The 24,061-nt window shown below is 49.7% G+C and carries 17 protein-coding genes and 1 pseudogene; 11 read left to right on the forward strand and 7 right to left on the reverse strand.

Features of this window, described 5'->3' with window-relative positions:
• The first annotated feature begins 3 nt into the window (after positions 1 to 3).
• From PAGR_RS09015 to PAGR_RS09045, 7 genes are all read left to right on the forward strand, one after another.
• A complete protein-coding gene (locus PAGR_RS09015) occupies positions 4 to 933 on the forward strand; it encodes a flagellin N-terminal helical domain-containing protein (protein ID WP_014605571.1) in 930 nt (309 codons plus the stop codon).
• A gap of 304 nt (positions 934 to 1,237) precedes the next feature.
• Positions 1,238 to 2,170, forward strand: a complete 933-nt coding sequence (locus PAGR_RS09020) for a flagellin N-terminal helical domain-containing protein (protein WP_014605572.1) — start codon at positions 1,238 to 1,240, stop codon at positions 2,168 to 2,170.
• Between the two features lie 353 nt (positions 2,171 to 2,523).
• A complete protein-coding gene (locus PAGR_RS09025) occupies positions 2,524 to 3,453 on the forward strand; it encodes a flagellin N-terminal helical domain-containing protein (RefSeq protein ID WP_014605573.1) in 930 nt (309 codons plus the stop codon).
• 864 nt (positions 3,454 to 4,317) lie between these two features.
• Positions 4,318 to 5,223: a flagellin N-terminal helical domain-containing protein gene (locus PAGR_RS09030; RefSeq protein ID WP_014593938.1), complete on the forward strand. Its 906-nt coding sequence runs from the start codon at positions 4,318 to 4,320 to the stop codon at positions 5,221 to 5,223.
• 189 nt (positions 5,224 to 5,412) lie between these two features.
• Positions 5,413 to 9,105 (forward strand): glycosyltransferase, encoded by a 3,693-nt coding sequence (locus tag PAGR_RS09035; protein ID WP_014605574.1) that lies wholly within the window; start codon positions 5,413 to 5,415, stop codon positions 9,103 to 9,105.
• A 130-nt stretch (positions 9,106 to 9,235) separates the two neighbouring features.
• A complete protein-coding gene (locus PAGR_RS09040) occupies positions 9,236 to 12,709 on the forward strand; it encodes a glycosyltransferase family 2 protein (protein WP_014605575.1) in 3,474 nt (1,157 codons plus the stop codon).
• 76 nt (positions 12,710 to 12,785) lie between these two features.
• Complete coding sequence (locus tag PAGR_RS09045; protein ID WP_014605576.1) at positions 12,786 to 13,928, forward strand: DegT/DnrJ/EryC1/StrS family aminotransferase; 1,143 nt, start codon at positions 12,786 to 12,788, stop codon at positions 13,926 to 13,928.
• 254 nt (positions 13,929 to 14,182) lie between these two features.
• Here PAGR_RS09045 and PAGR_RS09050 read toward each other — a convergent pair whose 3' ends face one another.
• The 7 genes and pseudogenes from PAGR_RS09050 to PAGR_RS23665 all read right to left on the reverse strand — a co-directional run.
• Positions 14,183 to 15,289 (reverse strand): FkbM family methyltransferase, encoded by a 1,107-nt coding sequence (locus tag PAGR_RS09050; RefSeq protein WP_014605577.1) that lies wholly within the window; start codon positions 15,287 to 15,289, stop codon positions 14,183 to 14,185.
• 33 nt (positions 15,290 to 15,322) lie between these two features.
• On the reverse strand, positions 15,323 to 16,432 hold the full coding sequence (locus PAGR_RS09055) for a Gfo/Idh/MocA family protein (protein WP_014605578.1): 1,110 nt from the start codon (positions 16,430 to 16,432) through the stop codon (positions 15,323 to 15,325).
• 9 nt (positions 16,433 to 16,441) lie between these two features.
• Complete coding sequence (locus PAGR_RS09060; RefSeq protein WP_014605579.1) at positions 16,442 to 17,608, reverse strand: ATP-grasp domain-containing protein; 1,167 nt, start codon at positions 17,606 to 17,608, stop codon at positions 16,442 to 16,444.
• Between the two features lie 394 nt (positions 17,609 to 18,002).
• On the reverse strand, positions 18,003 to 18,845 hold the full coding sequence (locus tag PAGR_RS09065; protein WP_014605580.1) for a WcbI family polysaccharide biosynthesis putative acetyltransferase: 843 nt from the start codon (positions 18,843 to 18,845) through the stop codon (positions 18,003 to 18,005).
• A 12-nt stretch (positions 18,846 to 18,857) separates the two neighbouring features.
• Positions 18,858 to 19,724: a dTDP-4-dehydrorhamnose reductase gene (rfbD, locus tag PAGR_RS09070; RefSeq protein WP_014605581.1), complete on the reverse strand. Its 867-nt coding sequence runs from the start codon at positions 19,722 to 19,724 to the stop codon at positions 18,858 to 18,860.
• The gene (locus PAGR_RS23660) at positions 19,724 to 19,915 is read right to left on the reverse strand and encodes a dTDP-4-dehydrorhamnose 3,5-epimerase family protein (RefSeq protein WP_227022877.1); all 192 of its coding nucleotides are present in this window, start codon (positions 19,913 to 19,915) and stop codon (positions 19,724 to 19,726) included. The genes rfbD and PAGR_RS23660 overlap by 1 nt, the downstream gene beginning before the upstream one ends.
• A pseudogene (locus tag PAGR_RS23665) lies at positions 19,913 to 20,041 on the reverse strand (sugar phosphate nucleotidyltransferase); the annotation flags it as partial. The gene PAGR_RS23660 and the pseudogene PAGR_RS23665, both read right to left, overlap by 3 nt.
• Before the next feature lie 331 nt (positions 20,042 to 20,372).
• Between PAGR_RS23665 and PAGR_RS09080 the strand changes: the two are divergent.
• From PAGR_RS09080 to PAGR_RS09095, 4 genes are all read left to right on the forward strand, one after another.
• On the forward strand, positions 20,373 to 21,341 hold the full coding sequence (locus PAGR_RS09080) for an HNH endonuclease signature motif containing protein (RefSeq protein WP_014593927.1): 969 nt from the start codon (positions 20,373 to 20,375) through the stop codon (positions 21,339 to 21,341).
• 143 nt (positions 21,342 to 21,484) lie between these two features.
• Complete coding sequence (locus tag PAGR_RS09085; protein ID WP_006118887.1) at positions 21,485 to 22,207, forward strand: RNA polymerase sigma factor FliA; 723 nt, start codon at positions 21,485 to 21,487, stop codon at positions 22,205 to 22,207.
• A 51-nt stretch (positions 22,208 to 22,258) separates the two neighbouring features.
• Positions 22,259 to 22,762, forward strand: coding sequence for a flagella biosynthesis regulatory protein FliZ (gene fliZ, locus PAGR_RS09090; RefSeq protein WP_013026139.1), 504 nt, complete (start codon positions 22,259 to 22,261; stop codon positions 22,760 to 22,762).
• A gap of 203 nt (positions 22,763 to 22,965) precedes the next feature.
• The gene (locus tag PAGR_RS09095; protein WP_014605582.1) at positions 22,966 to 23,952 is read left to right on the forward strand and encodes a D-cysteine desulfhydrase; all 987 of its coding nucleotides are present in this window, start codon (positions 22,966 to 22,968) and stop codon (positions 23,950 to 23,952) included.
• Positions 23,953 to 24,061 lie beyond the last annotated feature (109 nt).

The raw sequence follows: 24,061 nt of genomic DNA on the forward strand, positions 1-24,061 counted from the left end.
ATCATGGCAGTGATTAACACTAACACCCTGTCTCTGGTTACTCAGAACAACCTGAGCAAATCTCAGTCTTCACTGGGTACTGCGATTGAGCGCCTGTCTTCCGGCCTGCGCATCAACAGCGCGAAAGACGATGCAGCCGGTGAAGCGATCGCTAACCGTTTCAGCTCTAACATCAACGGCCTGACCGTTGCTGCCCGCAACGCCAACGACGGTATCTCTCTGTCGCAGACCGCTGAAGGCGCGCTGACCGAAGTCAACAACAACCTGCAGCGCGTACGTGACCTGACCGTTCAGGCGCAGAACAGCTCTAACTCAGCGTCTGACATCGACTCAATTCAGGCTGAAGTTAACCAGCGTATGCAGGAAATCGACCGAGTCACCAAGCAGACCGACTTCAACGGCATCAAAGTACTGAACACCGGTTCAGGCAACACCACTTACAACTTCCAGGTTGGCGCCAAAGACGGCGAAACCATCGGTATCACCATCAGCGCAAGCGACGGTTTTGACCTGGCCGCTGCCGGTCAGTCTGGCACCACCCAGAACACCAGCTCAACAACCGGTCAGACCGTAAACGGTAACGCGCGTACCACTTCAGCGATCGGTTTCGACGTGCTGAAAGGTGCCGTCACCGGTGGTACCGGTGGTACTGCAGCAGGCACCACGCCGCTGGCCGATATCGATAAGGCGATCAAAGCGGTAGACAACCAGCGCAGCCTGCTGGGTGCGTCTCAGAACCGTTTTGAGTCCACCATCAGCAACCTGAACAACACCGTAACCAACCTGACCGCGGCCCGCAGCCGTATCCAGGATGCGGATTACGCAACGGAAGTGTCGAACATGTCCCGCGCGCAGATCCTGCAGCAGGCTGGTTCTTCTGTACTGGCCCAGGCCAACCAGGTTCCACAGACCATGCTGTCTCTGCTGCGTTAATCGCCGCAAAACCTGTATTAATAAAAACGCCCTCAGCAATGAGGGCGTTTTTTTATTGCCGCGGCAGGCTGATGACAACCTCAACGGATTAGGCGCGCGGTAAGGTATTGAACAGCGTTTTGAGGCTCTTTTTGTACGAAGTGATGTCCGCTTTAGCAGTACAGGCTTAGGTTTTTACGGCAAAGTAATAAAAAACGACACGAAGAATTAAAGTTTCAACCAGAGCGGGCGATAACAATATTGAAGGCAATAAAGCCGCAGGCCAAATACCTGACCCTGACTTTCTTATTAAAGGACATTCATCATGGCAGTCATTAATACCAATACCCTGTCTCTGGTTACTCAGAACAACCTGAGCAAATCTCAGTCATCACTGGGCACTGCCATTGAGCGTCTGTCTTCCGGCCTGCGCATCAACAGCGCGAAAGACGATGCAGCCGGTGAAGCGATCGCTAACCGCTTTACGTCTAACATCAACGGCCTGACCGTTGCTGCCCGCAACGCCAACGACGGTATCTCGCTGTCGCAGACCGCTGAAGGCGCGCTGACCGAAGTCAACAACAACCTGCAGCGCGTACGTGACCTGACCGTTCAGGCGCAGAACAGCTCTAACTCAGCGTCTGACATCGACTCGATTCAGGCTGAAGTTAACCAGCGTATGCAGGAAATCGACCGCGTCACCAAGCAGACCGACTTCAACGGCATCAAAGTGCTGAACACCGGTTCAGGCAGCAGCACCTACAACTTCCAGGTTGGCGCGAAAGACGGTGAAACCATCGGTATCACCATCAGCGCAAGCGACGGTTTTGACCTGGCCTCAGCCGGTCAGTCTGGTACCACCCAGAACACCCGCGCAATGACCACGGGCGACACTGTAAACGGCAACGCGCGTACCACTTCAGCGATCGGTTTCGACGTGCTGAAAGGTGCCGTCACCGGTGGTACCGGTGGTACTGCAGCAGGCACCACGCCGCTGGCCGATATCGATAAGGCGATCAAAGCGGTAGACAACCAGCGCAGCCTGCTGGGTGCGTCTCAGAACCGTTTTGAGTCCACCATCAGCAACCTGAACAACACCGTAACCAACCTGACCGCGGCCCGCAGCCGTATCCAGGATGCGGATTACGCAACGGAAGTGTCGAACATGTCCCGCGCGCAGATCCTGCAGCAGGCTGGTTCTTCTGTACTGGCCCAGGCCAACCAGGTTCCACAGACCATGCTGTCTCTGCTGCGTTAATCGCCGCAAAACCTGTATCAATAAAAACGCCTTCAGTTATGAAGGCGTTTTTCATTTGTGTCATATAAATATCCTTCTCAAACGAGTTTGCTCCCGTTTTGCTTTTACCTCATCCATTGCTTTTTGTGTCGGGCATTCATAGCCCAATGCGAAACAGCGCAATGGCTTTTATGTTGCTGATGAGGTTATTCAGCTACGCCTGAGATTCCATCTGAACAGGTTTTCCAACGGACGATTAAAAAAACCTGCGTCCTGCGTAAAGTTTTGCTCATGACGGGCGATAACAATATTGAAGGTGATGAAGCCGCAGGCCGAATCCAAACCCTGTAATTTTTATATAAAGGATAATTATTATGGCAGTTATTAATACCAATACCCTGTCTCTGGTTACTCAGAACAACCTGAGCAAATCTCAGTCTTCGCTGGGTACTGCGATTGAGCGCCTGTCTTCCGGCCTGCGTATTAACAGCGCAAAAGACGATGCAGCCGGCGAAGCGATCGCTAACCGCTTCAGCTCTAACATCAACGGCCTGACCGTTGCTGCCCGCAACGCCAACGACGGTATCTCTCTGTCGCAGACCGCTGAAGGCGCGCTGACCGAAGTCAACAACAACCTGCAGCGCGTACGTGACCTGACCGTTCAGGCGCAGAACAGCTCTAACTCAGCGTCTGACATCGACTCAATTCAGGCTGAAGTTAACCAGCGTATGCAGGAAATCGACCGCGTCACCAAGCAGACCGACTTCAACGGCATCAAAGTACTGAACACCGGTTCAGGCAGCACCACTTACAACTTCCAGGTTGGCGCCAAAGACGGCGAAACCATCGGTATCACCATCAGCGCAAGCGACGGTTTTGACCTGGCCGCTGCCGGTCAGTCTGGCACCACCCAGAACACCAGCTCAACAACCGGTCAGACCGTAAACGGTAACGCGCGTACCACTTCAGCGATCGGTTTCGACGTGCTGAAAGGTGCCGTCACCGGTGGTACCGGTGGTACTGCAGCAGGCACCACGCCGCTGGCCGATATCGATAAGGCGATCAAAGCGGTAGACAACCAGCGCAGCCTGCTGGGTGCGTCTCAGAACCGTTTTGAGTCCACCATCAGCAACCTGAACAACACCGTAACCAACCTGACCGCGGCCCGCAGCCGTATCCAGGATGCGGATTACGCAACGGAAGTGTCGAACATGTCCCGCGCGCAGATCCTGCAGCAGGCTGGTTCTTCTGTACTGGCCCAGGCCAACCAGGTTCCACAGACCATGCTGTCTCTGCTGCGTTAATCGCCGCAAAACCTGTATTAATAAAAACGCCCTCAGTGATGAGGGCGTTTTTTTATTGCCTGAAAACATGATGTCTTCATGGCTGTGGGTGAAAAAGTGAAACGCTTGCTTGAATGTTACAGGGATTCATACGGCATTTCACGTCGGTGAGTCTCTGGCAGGTCAGCTCACAGCGTTGAGTATCGAACGCTGACGTAAGGGAATAGACAGAAATATGCTGCGTTGAGGGCCTGGGCTAAAACAGGTGCATATCCTGATGCTGATTCGTTCCTGAAAGTGGTTCTGGCAGGCACGGCTATGACATCTTGCGTTATATCCGTTCATGTTCAGGCCGACTGGCTTTTAAAAGGGAAGCGGTTTGACATGAGATGATGAATAGCAATTATTAACGCAATGTTATTATCACGCCTTTCTGGGAATGGATTATTGAAGATGGAATGCTGAAACAGGTTGCCCGAACAGGCACTGAGATATCACGATGTTTCTTTATTGCAGAAATAACATTTTGTCTCGGTGGTGGCATCATATTAAAGCGGAGCCACTTTTCAATAAAACCGGTAAGTGAAAGGTTTTAATACGGAATAAATAGGCGAAAAAATATAACCGCCTATTTAATAACGTTTTTTAATACAGGGGAAAGTGAGCAGGGGAGCGCCTGCTGCCAGGAATACGGTAAGTTTACGCTTCAGTACGGCCCGACCTTGACCTGGGAAGCCTTTTGTAAACAAATTTCAGTTGTCCTCTTTGGTAAAAAAAAAGACTAAAGCATAAAGTTTTAAGCCAGGAGGGCGATAACAATATTGAAGGCGATGAAGCCGCAGGCCAAATCCGAACCCTATAATTCTTTTATGAAGGATAATTATTATGGCAGTTATTAATACCAATACCCTGTCTCTGGTTACGCAGAATAACCTGACCAAATCTCAGTCATCACTGGGTACTGCGATTGAGCGCCTGTCTTCCGGCCTGCGCATCAACAGTGCAAAAGATGACGCAGCGGGTCAGGCGATTGCCAACCGCTTCAGCTCTAACATCAACGGCCTGACCGTTGCTGCCCGTAACGCCAACGACGGTATCTCGCTGTCGCAGACCGCTGAAGGCGCACTGACCGAAGTCAACAACAACCTGCAGCGCGTACGTGACCTGACCGTTCAGGCACAGAACAGCTCTAACTCAGCGTCTGACATAGACTCAATCCAGGCTGAAGTTAACCAGCGTATGGAAGAGATCAACCGCGTCACCAAGCAGACCGACTTCAACGGCATCAAAGTGCTGAACACCGGTTCAGGCAGCAGCACCTACAACTTCCAGGTTGGCGCGAAAGACGGTGAAACCATTGGTATCACCATCAGTGCAAGTAACGGTTTCAACCTGTTCAATACCTCTGGTGCGACGTCTCAGACTACAGGTCAGACTATCAATGGCAACGCCCGTACTACCGCTGCAGAAGGCTTTGACGTACTGAGCGGTACCGTAACAAGCGGTGGCAGCACTGATGGTGCGCCGCTGGCCGATATTGATGCTGCCATTAAAGCAGTCGATAACCAGCGCAGCCTGCTGGGTGCGTCTCAGAACCGTTTTGAGTCCACCATCAGCAACCTGAACAACACCGTAACCAACCTGACCGCGGCCCGCAGCCGTATCCAGGATGCGGATTACGCAACGGAAGTGTCGAACATGTCCCGCGCGCAGATCCTGCAGCAGGCTGGTTCTTCTGTACTGGCCCAGGCCAACCAGGTTCCACAGACCATGCTGTCTCTGCTGCGTTAATCGCCGCAAAACCTGTATTAATAAAAACGCCCTCAGAAATGAGGGCGTTTTTTTGCTTAATCGCTTTAATTAGCCCGGTTTACTGTAGCTAATGTCCCGCTAAGTTAGTCGCTTACACTTCTACAATAGTCTGATATGGGTGATCTATGTGCGTGCAGATTTTGCTGATGCACAACCAGAGGATATCAGATGAGCAGGCTTTTAATTAGCATCGACAGATTCGAGCACTTTTCCATTCACGTTAATGAAGCGCTCGATATCATTGATGTTTTTTTGTCCTTAGGATGGCAGGTTGACGTTGTTACCAGTACGTACGGTAAGACGGTGTCATTTGAACTGGAAAGGCTCAGACAGAATCCAGACTTTCGCATCATCAGCGAAAAGCTGGGCACTTTGGCCGATGAGTATGGGCTTATCCTGGTTTACAAAGGTTTTTTTAGCCAGAAACTCCTGTCTTCTGTTGGGTTATTTTCCAGAACCGCGCCCGTTATTTTCCGGCATTTTTACGACTATCACGATGTTTATATGCCATGGGGCGTTGAGCTTGAGAATCAGCTTGCTTCACTCTCTCTCAGCCTGTCGCCGGCGATCTCTGAGCGATTACTCCAGAACGGCCTTCTACCCGGTCAGGTAGAGGTTTTACCCTATACTTTCTCCCCTGCATTCAATGCATTCGGGCAGCGTAGGATTCGCACAGAATTGAAAAAGGTGCTTTATTTTGCGCCTGATATTTCTGCCGAAATGTATGAACTGCAGCAGCAGCTCAAAGCACAAGCAATCAGCCTGGAATGGTTCGATTGCAGCCAGCCTGTTAGCCGTATTGAGCCTGAGTGGCTCAATAATTATGATGCCGTTATCGGTAGTGATGAGATTGTGGCGAAATCACTCATCCTCGGTATTCCTGTGTTTCTCGCCTCTACAAATTATGTTGAAGGCTATTTAGGCGAGCATAATTTTAGTGAGTTCGATAAATCACATTTTACTGTCGTTAACCTGCAGTTTTGTCCTGATGCGGATGAATGGATTGAATTACTCAAACGTGGCTTCAAGGATGCACTGCATTGGACGCTTGCAAATGAAGACCGCTTCCGGAATCAGTGGGACCTGTCTTGTGCCATCGACAAAATCATTAGCCTGCCACTTGTAGCCAAAAAATGGTCTATGGATGAACGCGCGCATCACGCTTTGCGTTTCCATAGCCAGTCAGTGTTGTCATGGGTAGACAAAAACTATTCTATAGAGCAGTGGCTTAAAGAGAGGCGTATTACGGACGCCCGTCGGGCAGCATTACTCTCGTTTATTGGAGCCGTTCCAGAAAGTGGTCACATCGGCGTCGTCATCGTTAATGAAAAAGGCAACGCAGCTGACTGCAAACGTTCTCTGGCTGCGGTCAGGGAGCAAACACTGCCGCCCTCGACAATAAGCTTATTAAGCGATGATGATGTCGTTTTAGATGAAGGAACTTTTGCGCGATGTGAAAAGGGCTGGCTGGCTGAACTTAACCACTTGCTCAAAGACACAAGCGCCCCTTCCGCATTTATTGTTGTCATGGCAGGAGATGAGCTTTTACCGGATGCCTTGTTGCTCATGGCTGAACACCGTTTGCGCTATCCTGATACCGCCTTCTGGTATTGCGATGAGAGCTTTAACGATGAAAACAATGAACCCGGCGTCATACTGCGACCCGCGCCTAATATCGATCTGTTAAGAAGCACGCCTTACGTGGGCCGCACGCTGATGTTTGACAAACATAAGGCGCAGGCAGCAGGGGGGATCACCGATGAAATGAATCCCCTCGGACTTTATCAACTTCTTTGGCAATGCATTGAACAGCAAGGGCCGGGTGCACTTGGTCATCTGTCAGAAGTGGTGGTAAAGAGCAGTAAAGATAACGGCCGCTGGTTCGAGGAAAGCCATTACAGCGCAGCCTATCAGGACGTTGTTAAAGCACATTTACAACGTTTAGGGATTACGGCATCACTTGACGCCGGAATGAATCTGGGCACGATGCGGGTGCGTTATCACTGGGATGCTAAACCGCTGGTTTCAATTATTATTCCCACCCGCGACCACGCCGCCTTATTACGTACCTGTATTGATACGTTGATGGAGAAAACGCGCTATCCCTATTATGAATTGCTGATTGTTGATAACCAGTCAGTGGACGAACAGGCGTGTGCATTTCTTAACGATCTTGAAAAATTAAATATCGAACAAATCAAGGTCCTACGCTACGACGCGCCGTTCAACTTTGCAGCCATAAATAATCGTGCTGCGGAACAGGCACGAGGCGACATACTGCTGTTTCTCAATAACGACTGCCAAATTACCCATCCGGACTGGCTTGATGCACTGCTCGAACATGCCTTGCGTCCGGAAATTGCCTTGGCGGGCGCTCGTCTGGAGTATCAGGATGGCCGGATACAGCATGGCGGCTTTCTGCTCGGCGTACAGAATGGTGTAGACAGCCCCTGGGATGGGGTTGATGGTAAAGCCAGAGGCTTCCAGCGTTATCTGCAAACTGAGCACAACCTGGCCGCGGTAAGCGCATCTTGCATGATGGTTCGCAAATCGGTCTTTTTTAGTCTGGGTGGATTTGCTGAACAAGAGTATCCCCTGTATTTCGCGGATGTTGATCTGGGCCTACGCGCTTTACAGCAAGGTTACCTGAACGTCTGGACACCATGGTCGCGCGTTCGTCATATGGGCGGAGCAACCCGACTGATGACGGAAAAATTCCATGTGCAGGAAAGACCTTTTCTTCACGATTACAGCAAGCTTCGCAGCCAATGGCGATCGATGCTCTTGCGGGATCCCAGCAATAATCAACAAATGCAGCGGGCAGGTAAAGCGTTCACGCTTGGCGCAGGAACGGCGCGTTTCCAGCAGCCGTTACCGGGGCGCCCCTTGCCGGTTGTGTTAGCGCATCACGTTGACTGGCAGGGATGTGGCAATCACCGTATCGTCCAGCCATTTAAAGCGCTGGAAAGTAATCTGCTGTTAGAAGGCGGTATGACCCAGCAGATTCCCGGCGTCATGGAAGTGGCGCTTCTGCAACCAGACATCATTTTGCTGGAGTCATTAAGTGGAAGCCGCTTCCCTTCAATTATGAAGCAGTATCGGGACGTCAGCGACGCGAAGATCGTGGTGGAATATGATGATTTCCTGCTGAACGTGCCGTTAAAAAATGGCAACCGCAACCACTTTCCCCAGCAGATCGTCAAAAATCTTCGCAAAGTGATGGAGTCCGCAGACTGGGTTGTCGTTTCCACGGCGCCACTGGCTGAGGCTTACAGCCGCTTTCACGCCGATATACGGATCGCGCAAAACCGACTGGCGGAAGCACAGTGGGGGCACTTATTGAGTCAACGTGGTGTCGGGCGTAAGGTGCGTATCGGCTGGGCAGGCGGCAGCACGCACACGGGCGATCTGCAAATTTTATTGCCAATTATCAAGGAACTGGAAGATAAGGTTGAATGGGTGTTCATGGGGATGAAGCCCCGGGGCGTTCACTGCGAATTCCATCCAGGCGTGCCTTTTGAGATGTATCCAGAAAAACTCGCCAGCCTCAACCTGGATCTGGCGCTGGTTCCTCTTGAAATCAACCAGTTTAATGAATGCAAAAGTAACCTTAGGCTGCTGGAGATTGGCACCTGCGGCGTGCCCATTATCGCGACCAGTATCGAGCCTTATCGCTGTGGATTGCCTGTGACCTTGGTTGAAAACCGCTTCAAAGACTGGATGGGCGCTATCCGCTCGCACTTAGGCGACATGGAGGCCACTTATCATCTGGGCGATCAACTCCGTGCTGCCGTCCATCAGGACTGGTATCTAAGGGAGAATGGATTAGATGAATGGCAGAAAGGTTGGCTTTCTGCCTGAAGCGGTTGCGGCGCGTCGTCTTGATGATGACGCCGTCGTTACATGACTGGACATAAGGTCTCCGTAGAGACACACGACTTTCAGGCAACGCCAGCTTTTCATTGTCGCGCCTGTAGAAAAAGAGGCTGTTATGCGTGGGTTCACCTTTCCATACTTACTTCTGGCACCTGATTACATCGAATCGTCATCCGGCGTTCAGGTTATTCATCAGCTCTGTCATATGATTAACGAACAGGGCGGTAAAGCCTGGATGGTTAATTGCCGGGTAAATCCAGAATGGAATACGCCGGTGATAAACAGTGAAGACTGGATGGTTATTCAAAACAGCGGACAACCCTGGATTGCCATTTACCCTGAAATCGTGTCGGGAAACCCTCTCTCCGCGCCCGTTTGTGTTCGCTATATGCTGAACCGGGAAGGCGTGATCATGAATAATCGGATACATGAAGGACCAGAAGATTTATTTTTCTGGTACCGCAACGAATTTGCTGAAAAAGCGGTTGATCCACAGATATTGGGAATTGAATCGTTTGATCTGCAATTATTTTGTGACGACAACCCGGAGAAAGACCTTAATATTCTCTACCTGAATCGTGTGCCTGAATCGGTTGTTGATTTCAGCCGACTCCCTGCAGATACCAAAATCTTGTCTATGGCAAACCCACTGCCTCTGAAAGAACTTGCCGTTGTGCTCAAGCGTACGCGCGTATTTTATTCGTATGAATCCTCGGGCACCTGCGCAATGGCGATTTTATGCGGAAGTCCCGTAGTTTCGTTAACCGCACCGGGTTATGAAAAGTATGCCATTACGCAGGAAACCGTGCGTGACAACGGTGGCGCTGGATTTTGCTGGGAAAACACCCAGGAAGCGATTGATAACGAGCGCCAGAATTTATGGAAGATGCGTGAATATTTTCTGGTCCGACGCGCGCGAAGTCAGCAACAGTTTGAAAACTTCGTTACGTTGACACAAGAAAAGGCCGAGCAACGTGCCGCGCATGATAAGCGACACGCTTTGAATGACTGGCTGTATAAGCGTCTACTTCCAGTTCCTGCTGAAAAGGTGCAGAGTATTGCGCCACCGCCAGGCCTCAGAATGCTGATTGCCGTGCAGTCAGGTCGCGCAGAAGACATGAACACGACGCTGAATACCTTACTGCCTCAGTTAGATCATGTAAAAGGATGCGCTGTTTTACTGGCGGCTCATCAGGAAACGCGACACGTTTCTGATGATCGTGTCGTTCAAATCGGGCCTGAGGTATGGTTGGGCGAAATTAATCGTTATCTGGAGCAGAACGTTTACGACTGGATATACGTCGTCCCTGCCGGATGCCAGTTTACTGCGGAAAGTTTACGACTCATGGCTGAAGCCTTGAGCAGCAGAACGGAATGCGCTTTTGTTTACGCGGATGAAGGCCTCTCTGACAATGAAGGGAAAATTCATCCCCATTTTAAGCCTGCATTTTGCCCGGATCTTTTTCTGAGTCAGCCTTCACTCTATCTCAAGCGCGGGATCTTCGCGCGAAACGCCATGATGGCTATTGGCGGGTTTAATGCTGATTTTTCGGAGTGCTATGAACTGGATGCGGTTACACGGTTGTTAGCCACGTACGATCGCAATGCCTTTGGCCATGTTTCAGAAGTCTTTACCGTGACTGCTCTGAACAGCTGTGTGACACAGGAACTTCAGCAGGAACATGCTGTGTTGCAATCTTATCTTCAGCAGCAGGGCTTCAGCCAAGGTGTAGTGGAGCACCAGCCGGGTAAGCCGTGGCGGTTAAAATACAGCATGGAGCCGGTTATTTCGCTCAGCATCATACTTGTCGCTGGCACGGATATTCATCAACTGCAGTGTTGCATCACCACGTTATTTGAACAAACCTATCAACCGCTATGCCAGTTGATTGTTATTGTGACGCCAGCGACCTCTGAGGCTATCACGGCCTGGCTGACGACAAATTTGTCAACAGCATCGGTTAACATCCACATCCTGAAAAGTCATGGTAGCCAAACCCAGGAAGCTGCGATTAATGAGGTAGCAGGGCAGGCTGAAGGCGAGTTTCTGCTGTTGTTGGATCCCAGTGTTTTATTTGTCAGCCGCGGCTGGCTGGAGGCGCTGGCATGTCATGCTCTACGGCATGACGTTGTCTGCGTCGCGCCTCATATTATCAACCTGGACAGTCAGATCTTATGTGCCGGAGAAATTCTTGGGGTTCGGGGCCTGGCCTTCCCCGTCGGTTATGCCGAAAGATGGGGCAATGCAGGCTACCTGTCACGTTATCAAAGCGACTGTAGTTATTCGACGTTGCCCACAGACTGTTTGTTAATCAGAAAAGACAGATGGCTGGAGATCGGCGGATTTGATACGGCTTACACACAACCTCTGCTGGCCAGACTGGACCTGAATCTGCGACTGGTTCAGCAGGGCGGTCGGGCAATATGCACACCCTACAGCGTCGTAGCGAAACAGGAAGCCGTGACGGACTTTCCGCCAAATTACGCGTTGTCGCCTTCACAGGACCTCGACCGTTTCTATCACACCTGGCTCCCTGTTCTGGCAGATGATCCGGCTTATAATAAAAATTTAAGCCTGAACAGAACCCTTTTTACCGCAGACAGAACGTTAGTCACGGGCTGGAATCCGCTCAAACATAGCGAAACACGCACCGTCATTTTTATCGCGCAGGATCAGAATGATACTGGCGTGCAGCGATTTATCACCGCTCTGGACAGGCTAACGAATGCCGGCGGCGTCAAAAGCGTGCTTCTTGAACAGATACCCTCCGCGCCAGAATTATTGCGGCATCATCCTGACGAGCTCGTTATCAGCGGCGAACTGTCGGATCTCGCCTGCCAGACAATCAGGCAACTCAAAAACGCCGTAACCTGTCGTGTTCATTATCTTATTCAGGACGATCCGAATGCGCGGAAATATAAAAAATTAATTGAAGATAATGTTATCGATAACTGGCTAACGTACAGCGATGCCCTGGCCAATTGGCTCAAAAAGCGCCATAAACCTGTCGTTATTCTTCCCAATGTTTTAGTGCAACCCTGTCAGGATAGGGTTAAGCAGAAAAAAGACAAATGCCGTGTCGTGTGTTTCACATACGATCTCAGGAAGAAAGAGTGTGAATTACTGACTTCAGCGATAATGGCAAGTGCTGAAAGGCTTGACTGGATTGTCATTGGGCATTGTCCGCCGGAATGGCTGCCTTATATCAGGGAAACGTACCGTTTTCAGACTGAGGCCCGCCTGGTCGCGCAGTTGCTGCATTGTGAAGCCGATATCGCCGTGCTTCCGCGCTGCAACAATGATGAAAACCGTTACAAAGATAACAACGTGCTCATGCAGTTAGCGGTTATGGGGATACCGGCGATATATAGCGATCATCCTACATTCGGTGAATCCGTTCCCGGCTGGAAAGTAAAGCATAACCCGAACGCCTGGAAAGAGGCTATCGCAACACTTTGTGCAGAGACGTCGCTCACTGACACGATGAGTCAGCAGTTGAAAGAAAAAGCTTATGACGAGGTAAACCAGAACGCGCTTATGACACTTTTCGGCCGGATACAGGCGTTATCTGAAGCAACTCAGGCATAAATGACGTGCAAAGACAGCGAGCCAGATAAAAGCCCTGTACGCATTCAACAATTATTTAAGGTCAGGAAGTTATCCGATGAAGATAAACAAGCCCTCATCAAATGTGCTGGTGACAAGTCCTCTTCTGCCGCCCTTGGAAGAGTTCCTGCCTTATTTAGAACGTATCTGGGACAGTAAACAGCTCACAAATGGTGGTCCCTATCACCAGGAGCTGGAACGGGCCCTTGCCGATTATCTCGGTGTCGAGCACCTCAGTTTGTTCGCGAACGGTACCCTGGCGCTGGTGACTGCGCTACAGGCGCTCAGAATCACGGGGGAGGTGATTACCACGCCATATTCTTTCGTCGCGACATCCCATTCCTTATTATGGAACGGCATAAAACCCATTTTCGTCGATATTGATCCTGTTACCTGCAATATCGATCCTGAAAAGATTGAGTCCGCCATTACGCCAACCACCAGTGCAATTTTACCCGTTCACTGCTATGGCATTCCCTGCGATGTTGACCGCATTCAACGTATTGCCGACAACTACGGTCTGAAAGTCATTTACGATGCCGCGCATTGTTTTGGTGTTAAACAAAAAAACGTCAGTATCCTAAATCACGGCGATCTGTCTGTTTTAAGCTTCCATGCAACGAAGGTATTTAATACGTTTGAAGGCGGTGCCATTATCTGCCCGAATGAAAAAATCAAACGACGTATTGATTATTTAAAGAATTTTGGCTTTGCCGATGAAACCACGGTGGTTGCGCCGGGTATCAATGGCAAAATGAATGAAGTTCAGGCGGCTTTTGGATTACTCCAGCTGAAGCATGTGGATTCAGCGCTGGCTAAGCGTAAAGTCATTTATCAAAAATATCAGCAGGCATTAGGGCATATACACGGACTTACGCTACTACCGCTCGTTGATGAAACCGACTGGAACTATGCGTATTGCCCGGTCTTTGTTCACGCGGGATTATTCCCGATGACGCGTGATGAACTGTATCATCACTTCAAAAGCCAAAATATTTATGTCAGACGGTATTTTTATCCGCTCATCTCCGATTTCCCGATGTACAAAGGCTATGAATCATCGGCTCCTTCAAATCTGCCGGTGGCCAGTCAAATTTCTCAGCAGGTGTTGTGTTTACCAGTGCATCCGAACCTGGCGGAAGAAGATCAGGATGAGATTATTAACATTATTATGCGCGCCAGCAATGTGAATGCTGCGTAAGTCATCAATCCGGATCTTTGCAAGCCCGTCATGCAAAAGTGAACATGCTTTTGCATGACGCTGCAGATCTCACATGCATTCCATCTGCACGATCTCGCTTTCTTAATCGGTTCTCATCTCAAAAATCGTTGCTGACAGCGGTACATTGACAGCAGCCTGAAAAAGAAACGGGAAGGGCACAGACGACGGATACAGGTAATGAGAATAACTCTGCCCGGTTGATACTCGAGAGCCGGGCTGATGCAAAGAAAAAATCAGGTAGGAATCGCGTACAACACCAGTTCAAAAGCATGAACAGGATGATGTGCGCGGAGATAAAACCGATACCCGGGCATAATGCTTTTAATATAAGCAGGGATCTTTATAAGATCATCCGGTTTATGATAGGCGCTGATTGCCAACAGTGGGTAACAGCGTTGAATACTGTTTTTCGCCCCCTCCAGCGCAGAAAGCTCAGCACCTTCAATATCCATTTTGATAAATGTCACCTTACTGTCCGCAATAACGCTATCGAGCGTGGTTAATACGATACTGTTAGTCGTGACCTTTTCGGTGATTTTTGAATCCAACGCTTTTCCTGATTCGAAATACAGCGTTGTCTCTTCACTCCATACGCCTGCCTGGTGGCATTCACAATACGCTTTATCCGCTGTAGCGGCACACAGCAACGGGTAATTGACCTTGTCTGGTTCGAAGGCAAAGATTTTTTTCGGCAAAGGGAGTCCGCGGGTTGCCAGTGCGGCTTCGAAAGCATTCACGCTGTCACCATTATAAGCGCCACAGTCAACAAAAACCTCGGACTTACTCAACGCGACAATGTCGATTGGGAAGTAATGGTTCTCATCATATACTGCTTTAATATAGTCAGAGCGTGCGCTAATACGCTGATTCATGAATGCGATAAACGTCTCGCGAGATTTATCATCACCAAGACTTTCATATAAGGAATGCAGTGCATCAGCATGAGTCTGACAAAAATCATAGGAGATAATTTCTTCGGTGTTCACGCCTGTGAAAGAGGGATCATAGACCAGGACTTCAGATTGAACGTCTGATAGTGAATTTAAAAACGTCTGATCGACATACTGTAGTGCAATAATAAAATTGTATTTCTTATTGGTGTTGAGCAAGTTTTCTAGAGGCACAACAGTCAGTTCGTTTAACGTTTGACCAGGAGAAAAATACATTTCATTGACCGCAACATAATCGATATGCAAGTGATTACGCGCCATATATTCACTGGTCTTAGTAGCCAGACAGCCTGCGCCAATGAGGACTACCGGATTGCTGTTTTGGTACATTTTCTCCAGCGTAACGAGAAAATGGTTATTTTTCTCGACTATTTCACTAAGAAAATTCATGAGAAACTCCGTTATATTTTATCTTTTTATTGTTTAAAGGGTACATTTTTGCAGACTTGTTGCACTTTTCGCGGCACTTTCGAGAAAGTGAAGCCCGCGAGCCGCAACGTCTGAACCCATCACGTAATCGTTAGGTTCCCCTCTCAATGCAGAGGCAATGTCAGCATAATAATTGGCAAATGCTTCAATAAAGCCAGCAGGGTGACCCGCTTTAAAACGGCAGTAACGTGCATCAGCAGCAACAATATTGTCATTGGCTGTGCGATCGATAACAGTACGACTGCCTTGCAAACCGCTGACATAAAGGAATTCAGGATCCATTTGGAGCCATTCTGCACTGCCCTGACTTCCCATGACGCGAATCCGCAGGCCATTTCGGTATCCCAGGGCGGCTTTGCCATACCAGTAATTACATGTCATACCGCTTTGATAACGCGATAAGAGATGTACGGTGTCGATGACGCCGGGGATTTTGGCGTACGTATCATGGATCGCATAAATATCGACTGCGTGATCCCCGGTGATAAATTCAATTAGCTGGTGAACATGAACGCCAAGATCGAGCGAAACGGTTGGAATGACGGCATCCTGCTGCCGCCATCTCTGCGGTTTTGGCACATCGCCATGTTGATTATGTCGTGCAAAACCTTCCTGAGGCATTTCAACCATGACTTGCTGAATGGCCCCGAAATCGCCCCGCTGTACGCGTTTTTGCAGTTCGCGCACCATGGGATAGCCACTGTAATTATAAGTGACAAACAATTTTGCCTGATGTTGGTGCTCGCTGTTCATCACGTGCAAAGCGCTTTGATGGCTTTCAACCATAGCCTTTTCGCAAATTACAGCCAGACCGTTTTCGAAACAGGCGGTGATAATTTCATGATGGTCAGGGGTGGGTGTTAACACCGCAACTGCGTCAAGATGGTGGCGCTCCTGCATAATAAATGCCTGAATACTGTCGTAGATACGTTCAGGATGAATATTCCAGCTCTCACCCGTGTGGCGATTCTGCTCAGGATTGCGGCTAAAGCAGCCCGCCACAAGTGTAAAATCCCCGTCGAGCTGTGAGGCAATTTTATGGGTAAGACCAATAGCCGAATTCGCGCCACCGCCAATAAAACCAAGTTGTAGTTGTTTTTTCATATCGGTTTCCTAGTACTTACTGAGCGTAAAAAAATTTTTTAATTGTGGTGTGAAGCTGGCCAGTTCATCACGTTGGTGGAATTCAGCAAAAATAAGCGCGGCGCGATCGTGAGGCGCGCGCTGGATTCTCTCGCCTGTTTTCTTCAGTGGCAGAAAGGAAAGGATATTGGCCGGTAATGCTGCGAAGTTGACGGAGGTAAAGGTTTCTTCCTGATCAACGGACAGGGTATGGCGAGCGATTAATCTGACGTGCCCGGGGCGCCGATTGGCTGGCGTAAAAGGTGTGCCGGTAAAGGCATGGGTGAACCAGAGTGAATAAGGCGTGTCTGTAGAATATTCAATAAGTTGATTATAAAGATCACCCGGGCATCGGCGTGTCATTTCTATTAGAGAAAAGTCTTTACCGTCCGAGATAAACTGAGTGTGCAGTAAACCATCACAAAGCCCGAGCTCATCAACGAGTGCCTGTATACAGTCGCTGACCTGGTCTTTTATCGACGCAGAAAGATTGAGGCTGAGACTACTACTGTTTACCTGCCAGGAGTAAACGGTACAAAATTCATCAACAAAATATTCGACCGCCACTTTTCCATTCACGATAAAAGCGGAGTGGCTGTGCAAATCACCGGCTATCCAGCGCTCTATAAGTGCCTGGCCACAGGATGATGCTGCACAGGCGTCTCGCCAGGCGGCGGAGATATGTTCGCGCTCAGTCACCAGTGAAATCCCTAATCCGCTGTATGAGTCGACAGGTTTTATCATCAACGGTAGCGGAAGTGGCGCCGCCTCTTCAGGACAGCTCACGGCCACAGGGACTGGATAACCCTTATTCTGTGCCCACTGGCGGAAAACGTCTTTTTTAAAAATAATTTCTGCTACATCAGGGCGATCAAAACCGCGTAAGCCCATTGCTTCAGCGACACTGGCACCCGTAAGGTAAGACACATCGGTAACACCAGGCAGAAGTGAAGTGATATTGAGTGATTTCGCCAGGGTCAGTACGTCCTGTACGTTGGCATAATTCAGGCAAAAAGAGTGGGCCGCGAGTTGATGACCCGGATCCTGCGGTTTGCCGCTGCATACGGCTGTTTCATAACCGGAATGCTTAAGTGCCATCAAAAGAGGCATGGCAGCAAAACCGGCATCCAGCATAAGTGCTTTTTTATTACTGCTCATTATGATTTGCCTGAGGTGGTGCAGCTAACACATTGTTTAGCTAGCGAAGTTTTTCCTGGTATGAATGGGGTGCCAGGCGCGCTTTTATAGCAGATTGTAATCCCGGCAGGCCGAACTGATGCCGTAAATAAAGCCCTTTTTAGTGTGTATTTAACGCAAACGGGGACAGGCAGGCACTCCAGGAACCGCGCTTCTTTCTGGCGTCAACCTGAGCGTTGTAAGCAGAATCATAATGACCGGAATGGCAGAGACAGGCCTGACGCAACAAAGCGATATAACGCTGTATTAATACGGTAAAGCAATATCGCTGTGTTTATTGCGCGGCCTGAACAATATCGTTTTCTGTGCTGATAAGCCTGATCGATAAGATGCAACTTCAGGCTTACAGCATAGCTCAGAGGTTTTGATAGCCGGATTTCAGACTGCGGTAATAGGTAGAACGCAGTAAGGCTTCTGAGAGTTGTTCACGCGATTGTGAAGAAAAGAAGTGATAGTTAATTTTACAGGCCAGAGAAAGCCCTGTTTCGCGCATCATAAAATAATGCTGTTCGCCACTGCCTACCTCTGGAACAATATAGTTTTTAAGCAAATCGTTGCCGCCCAGATCGAAGTTCTTATTCTCTTTAAATAAATCAAAAAAGATTGCACTAAAGAAAATGCTTAAATGTTTATTATTGGGGTGGCTTACCGTGCTGTAGCAACGTTTATCTTTTAACAGGGCATCCCGATAAAAGTCTGAATAATCAAACGCCACCTTCCCCTCTTTGAACAACCGCTGGTAGCGATTAGCGTCGTCCATGATCATGTTATGCTGCCTGGCAGCATCGTAACTGACATTGTGGTACGCAGCAACGGCATCCATACAGGCATGTGCGGTCAAATAAAGATGCAAAAAACGGTAATCAACATACACCATTAAATCGGGCACGGCAGCAGAATAATACCCTAGTTGCGGTGCTGATACGCTTGATTCCATTGTGGGTAATATGCGGATATCGAAATACTCAGTCAGTTTTACAGTTGAAAGCAAACCCCAGCGTTCAGAATGATACTGCATATAAATATGATCGCAGCTTTCAAGTTCGTGCATCAGATTGATAATGTCTCGCTGAGCATCAAGTTTATACAGAGGTGTATTAAAAACTTGTGTTATTGCGCCACGATGAAGCTCAGAATAATTACTTAATAACTGACCAACGACTTCGAGCTGACAGTTACCAATCGTTGCTACTTTCATTCAATTATCTCCTTATAAAGTATTCGCGTAGGGAAAGGGGGTCGCCAGGTGATTCAGACAGAGGCGAAGTTTATCCTGCCAGTCTGAAGGGTGGATGCCGATGGTGCTGAGAGCGTCGCTGTTCATCACACTGCGCGCAGGCCGAATCGCCGCAGACGGATAGTGCGAGCTGATAATGCCATGCACGACCACGTCCTGTTGCGCCGCGACAAATATTGTCTGAGCGAATTCGCACCAGCTAACGGCAACATCGCCACAATAATGGTAAAGACCGCGCTTTTCGGGCATGTCGGCGAGCGTGATCATGGCCTGGGCTAAATCACCCGCGTAGGTCGGACAGCCATACTGATCGTTCACCACATGTAACTCGGAACGCGTCTGCGCCAGACGAAGCATCGTACTCACGAAGTTATTACCGTATTCGCTGAACATCCATGAGGTTCTAATCACAATGGCTTCTGGCAATACCTCAAACACACGCTTTTCACCTTCCCACTTGCTTAAGCCATAGAAATTAATCGGGCAGGGCGGATCATTTTCGCTATAAGTCGTTTTCTTTAACCCATCAAAAACATAGTCAGTCGATATATGAATCAGGCGTGCGTTGACCAGTTTTGCTGCTTGTGCCAGATTTTCAGGACCAATCGCATTCACCTTCAGCGCGCGGGTACGATCGGTTTCTGCTTTATCGACGGCCGTGTAGGCCGCAGCATTCATGATGACATCAGGTTTGAATTTTTTGACGACGCGCATAACCGCACAGCGGTCAGTAATATCCAGTTCTGCCGAACCACACGCCAGCGTGATCCAGTCAGCGGGAAAACGATCCAGCAAGCAACGCCCTAATTGGCCATAAGCCCCTGTAAGTAAAACGCGCATTACACCAACTCCTGCAGTGATAGTCCTTGTTGATCTTTTACCGACAATATCGGCTGTTCTACAGGCCATTGAATTGCAAAATCAGGGTCATTCCACATCAGGCAGGCTTCATCCTTAGGATTATCATAGTGAGGACAGGTATATTCAAAATCAGCAATGTCCGGGCGCGAGACGAATGGATGCAAGTGCATCAAAAGCGAAAGGGGAAGAGAGAGCATGGGTTTGTCATAGAACGGTAGCAGTTGCTCAGAGACGCCGCAGGTTACAGGATGTAATCGAGAACCTGTTCCACCAGCCAGCACTATGCCTTTCATCATTCACTTCCTCTATACCCGATCTGCATCTGCAGAGTGATGGTGAAAGAATACGAGTGTGCAAGTGAAATTAATGGCAAGAATAACCGATAAAAAAGCAGGTAAAGTAAAGGATAAGAACGCCGCGCGCCCCTGAACAGAGAGGGAGATAAAACAAACAGGCGTGTTTTGTGTTGCACTAATGCAAATGTTGCAGAGCAAAACGAACGGATTTTGGTCTGGGCCGTAAACAATAAAAAAGTGAACTCAGCGTTACAGTTCATCTCCGCTATGCCGATAATTCCCTTCAGAATGGCTCTAATTTTGATATTACTTTTCATGTTCTGGGGTGGTTATGCGCTTTAACTATGACCTGCTACCGGGCGAACGTCTCTCATTTGAAGAGATCGCCCTACGTTATGCACAACAATACCCTGATGAGAAAGAACTGACCGCGCGTGCGTTGCTGAGTCCTTCAACCAGCTATCGGACGTTAAAAATTCGCGCTGTCTTTGCTCAGGAAGAGAGTAACAGTCCGCTGGAAGACCTGTTGTTCATTGCCAACGATAACGAACGAAAAAATTATCTGCGCCGTTTTGAGCACTATCTGAAACAGCAGCAGCCTTTTCACTATTTTCGTCGGGGACACGAGGATAAAGAGAACAACCGGTGGAAAGTGATTGGGCAGAGCTACGTCTATGCGATGGTCGATCCGCACTCCGCTCAGGCGCAAAACCTGATCAACAGCCGGGGCTATAAGCTGGTTCTGATGCGCGAGGACGAAGAGGATGCCTGGTGGCAGCTGTTCAACGTTCAGTCTAATCCTTGCTTTCCACAGTCACGCCGTATCCAGTTTATTGTGGTACTAAGCACGCCTGAGCACAGAACGCCCGCTGCAGTTATGCCTGGTACGGAAGTCGGGCGGCGGGTGAAAGCCAAAGTGTTGCAGAAGGCCAGCCAGTCAGAGTTTATGGCGGCGGTTAAGGCGCGCTATGGGGCCTGTATCATTACCGGAACCAGCCTTCTCGATCAGCATCAATGGCCCTGGGTCGAAGCCTGCCATATCGATACGCGCGAAAACGAAGAGGGATTTCTCGCAGACAATAGCGTGGATAATGGGCTGTTCCTACGCAGCGACTTACAGCGGCTTTTCATCAACAGAATGATTAGTATCGATGGTGATTCCGGGCAGGTCCGTTTTCACACGGATGATAAAACACGTGAAAGCATTAGCCCGTTTTATCAGGAGATGGAAGGCCGGGTTTGCGCGCTATGGGAAAACGTCCCCGTAGCCACACGGCAGCGTTTGCTGACATTACGTTAGCCTTCCTGTTCAGAGCGGAGACTTCCGCTCTGAAACATCACAAATTTGAAATAACCTCGGTTTATCCCGCCTATTCTGCCAATCAAAAGCCCTACAGAATTGCATAATCATGCCGATAACTTCATTAACGCAGGGTAGTCAACGTGAACGATCTCTATACCGCCGAAGGCGTGATGGACAAACATTCGCTCTGGCAGCGCTACGTACCACTGGTACGTCATGAAGCACTGCGCTTGCAGGTCCGCCTGCCAGCCAGTGTTGAACTTGACGATCTGCTTCAAGCCGGGGGCATTGGTCTGTTGAATGCGGTGGAGCGCTATGACGCACTCCAGGGTACCGCCTTTACCACGTATGCAGTACAGCGCATCCGTGGAGCCATGCTTGATGAGCTTCGCAGCAGGGACTGGGCACCACGTAGCGTCAGACGAAATGCTCGCGAGGTTGCGGGAGCCATGCATCAGGTTGAACAGATGCTGGGCCGCGCTGCCTCTGAGCAGGAAGTCGCGCAACAGTTGAATGTTTCGATAGAAGAGTACCGGCAGATTCTGTTGGATACCAACAACAGCCAACTCTTTTCGTACGACGAGTATCGGGAAGAACACGGTGACAGTGCGGAACTGGTGACGGAAGGGCACGAAGAGGCCAATCCACTTCATCAGTTGATGGAAGGGAGTCTGCGTGAACGCGTCATTGAAGCGATCGAGGCCTTGCCCGAACGCGAAAAGATGGTGCTGACACTGTACTACCAGGAAGAACTGAATCTGAAAGAGATTGGCGCGGTTCTTGACGTGGGGGAATCCCGAGTCAGCCAACTGCACAGTCAGGCGATAAAACGCTTGCGTGCCCGACTTACGGGAGCGCGCTAGAAGGCTCAGTTCCTGGCGATCTATAAATAATAAGAAATCGGGGACTCAACAGTGGGAGCCAAAACCAAAGCCAGACCTTTAAGTCGTTATCTTAAAGACTACAAACACAGCCAAACCAATTGTTCACACTGTGGCAAAGTTTTAGATCGTATGGCGCTGGTCTTCCGAGGTCAGATCATCAATAAAGAGGCCATCGCACGCATGGACCAAATGATTGATGAGCCGCTTTGGCTAAAACTTCAGCCTGAATTAACGGCGCTTTGCCGTTTTTGCAGCGATATTTTTTGTAATACACATCCTAACTACTTTGACATTATGGCGTTTAAACAATATCTGTTCGAACAGACGGAAATGAGCCCGAGCACGATTCGTGAATACGTGGTTCGCTTACGTCGGCTTGACGATATGCTGAAAGCCAGAAACTTTCCGGCTGAAAAACTGACAGGCAATAGCTGGCATCAATGCCTGGAAGAAGACTTACCTGATGCTGGCAATAATAATTATCGTATTGCGCTGCGAAAGTACGACCAGTTTTTAGGCTGGCAGCAACGTTAAGGGACACAGTGAAATGTCAGAGAGCGTTGCCACTGACATGATGTCTCCCACCCCCATTTTTCCCACTTCGCGGGGGAAAATGGGGATGTTGCGCTGCAGCAGGCTGACCTCTCTTTTCCCCCGCATTTGAATTCAGGATGATCCTTTCCGCATCTTCTGTAACACTGTAAAGATCACTGCCTTGTGCCCAACGGGAGGCCGCATTGTCCTTACATCTTATCCATCAGTTTCCTCGTATCGAACTTCTGGGCGCGCCGACGCCGCTGGAATATCTGCCCCGTTTATCTGACTATCTTGGTCGTGACATCTTTATCAAACGTGATGACGTGACACCGCTGGCTATGGGCGGTAACAAGCTGCGCAAGCTGGAGTTTTTAGCCGCGGATGCCCTTCGTGAAGGCGCTGACGTGCTGCTGACCGCCGGCGCCATTCAGTCTAACCATGTGCGTCAAACGGCGGCCGTTGCGGCCAAACTCGGCCTGAAATGTGTGGCCTTGCTGGAGAACCCGATAGCAACGCACAGTGAAAACTACCTGACCAATGGCAACCGCCTGATGCTGGATCTCATGGATGTCGAGGTGGTGATGGTCGATGCGCTGACCCAACCTGCCGCGCAACTGGCGGAACAGGCGGAGCGGCTTGAAGCGCAGGGCTTCCGGCCTTACATTCTGCCGGTGGGCGGTTCGAATGCGCTGGGGGCGCTGGGCTATGTGGAATGTGCCCAGGAGATTGCTCATCAGAGCGAAGGGGTGGTGGATTTTGCGGCAGTCCTGGTCGCATCAGGCAGTGCCGGAACGCATGCCGGTCTGGCGGTTGGGCTTGAACAGCTGCTGCCGGAAACTGAGCTGGTTGGCGTAACCGTATCGCGTAACGTCGCTGAGCAACGGCCTAAGGTTGACGCACTACGCCAGGCCCTGGCAACGCAGTTAGCCGTAGAGGCGAAGGCACCGGTCACGCTATGGGATGACTATTTTGCTCCGCGCTACGGCGAGCCGAATGAAGAAGGCATGGAAGCGATCAAACTGCTGGCGCGTCTTGAAGGGATTTTTCTCGATCCTGTTTATACCGGTAAAGCCATGGCGGGCCTGATCGATGGTATCAACCAGAATCGTTTTCGCCGGGAAGGGCCGCTGTTGTTTGTGCATACAGGCGGCGCGCCCGCGTTATTTGCTTATCACCCTTCGGTCTGAGACGCAGCGCAAAAAAGGGTTATAATTCAGCCGTTATTTTAACGCCTTAGGTAAAATAACGCCCATAATGACAGAGCGGCAGGCCGTGATGCGCCGCTCAACAGCTCAC

The sequence above is a fragment of the Pantoea ananatis PA13 genome, from assembly GCF_000233595.1.
Lineage (GTDB): Bacteria > Pseudomonadota > Gammaproteobacteria > Enterobacterales > Enterobacteriaceae > Pantoea > Pantoea ananatis.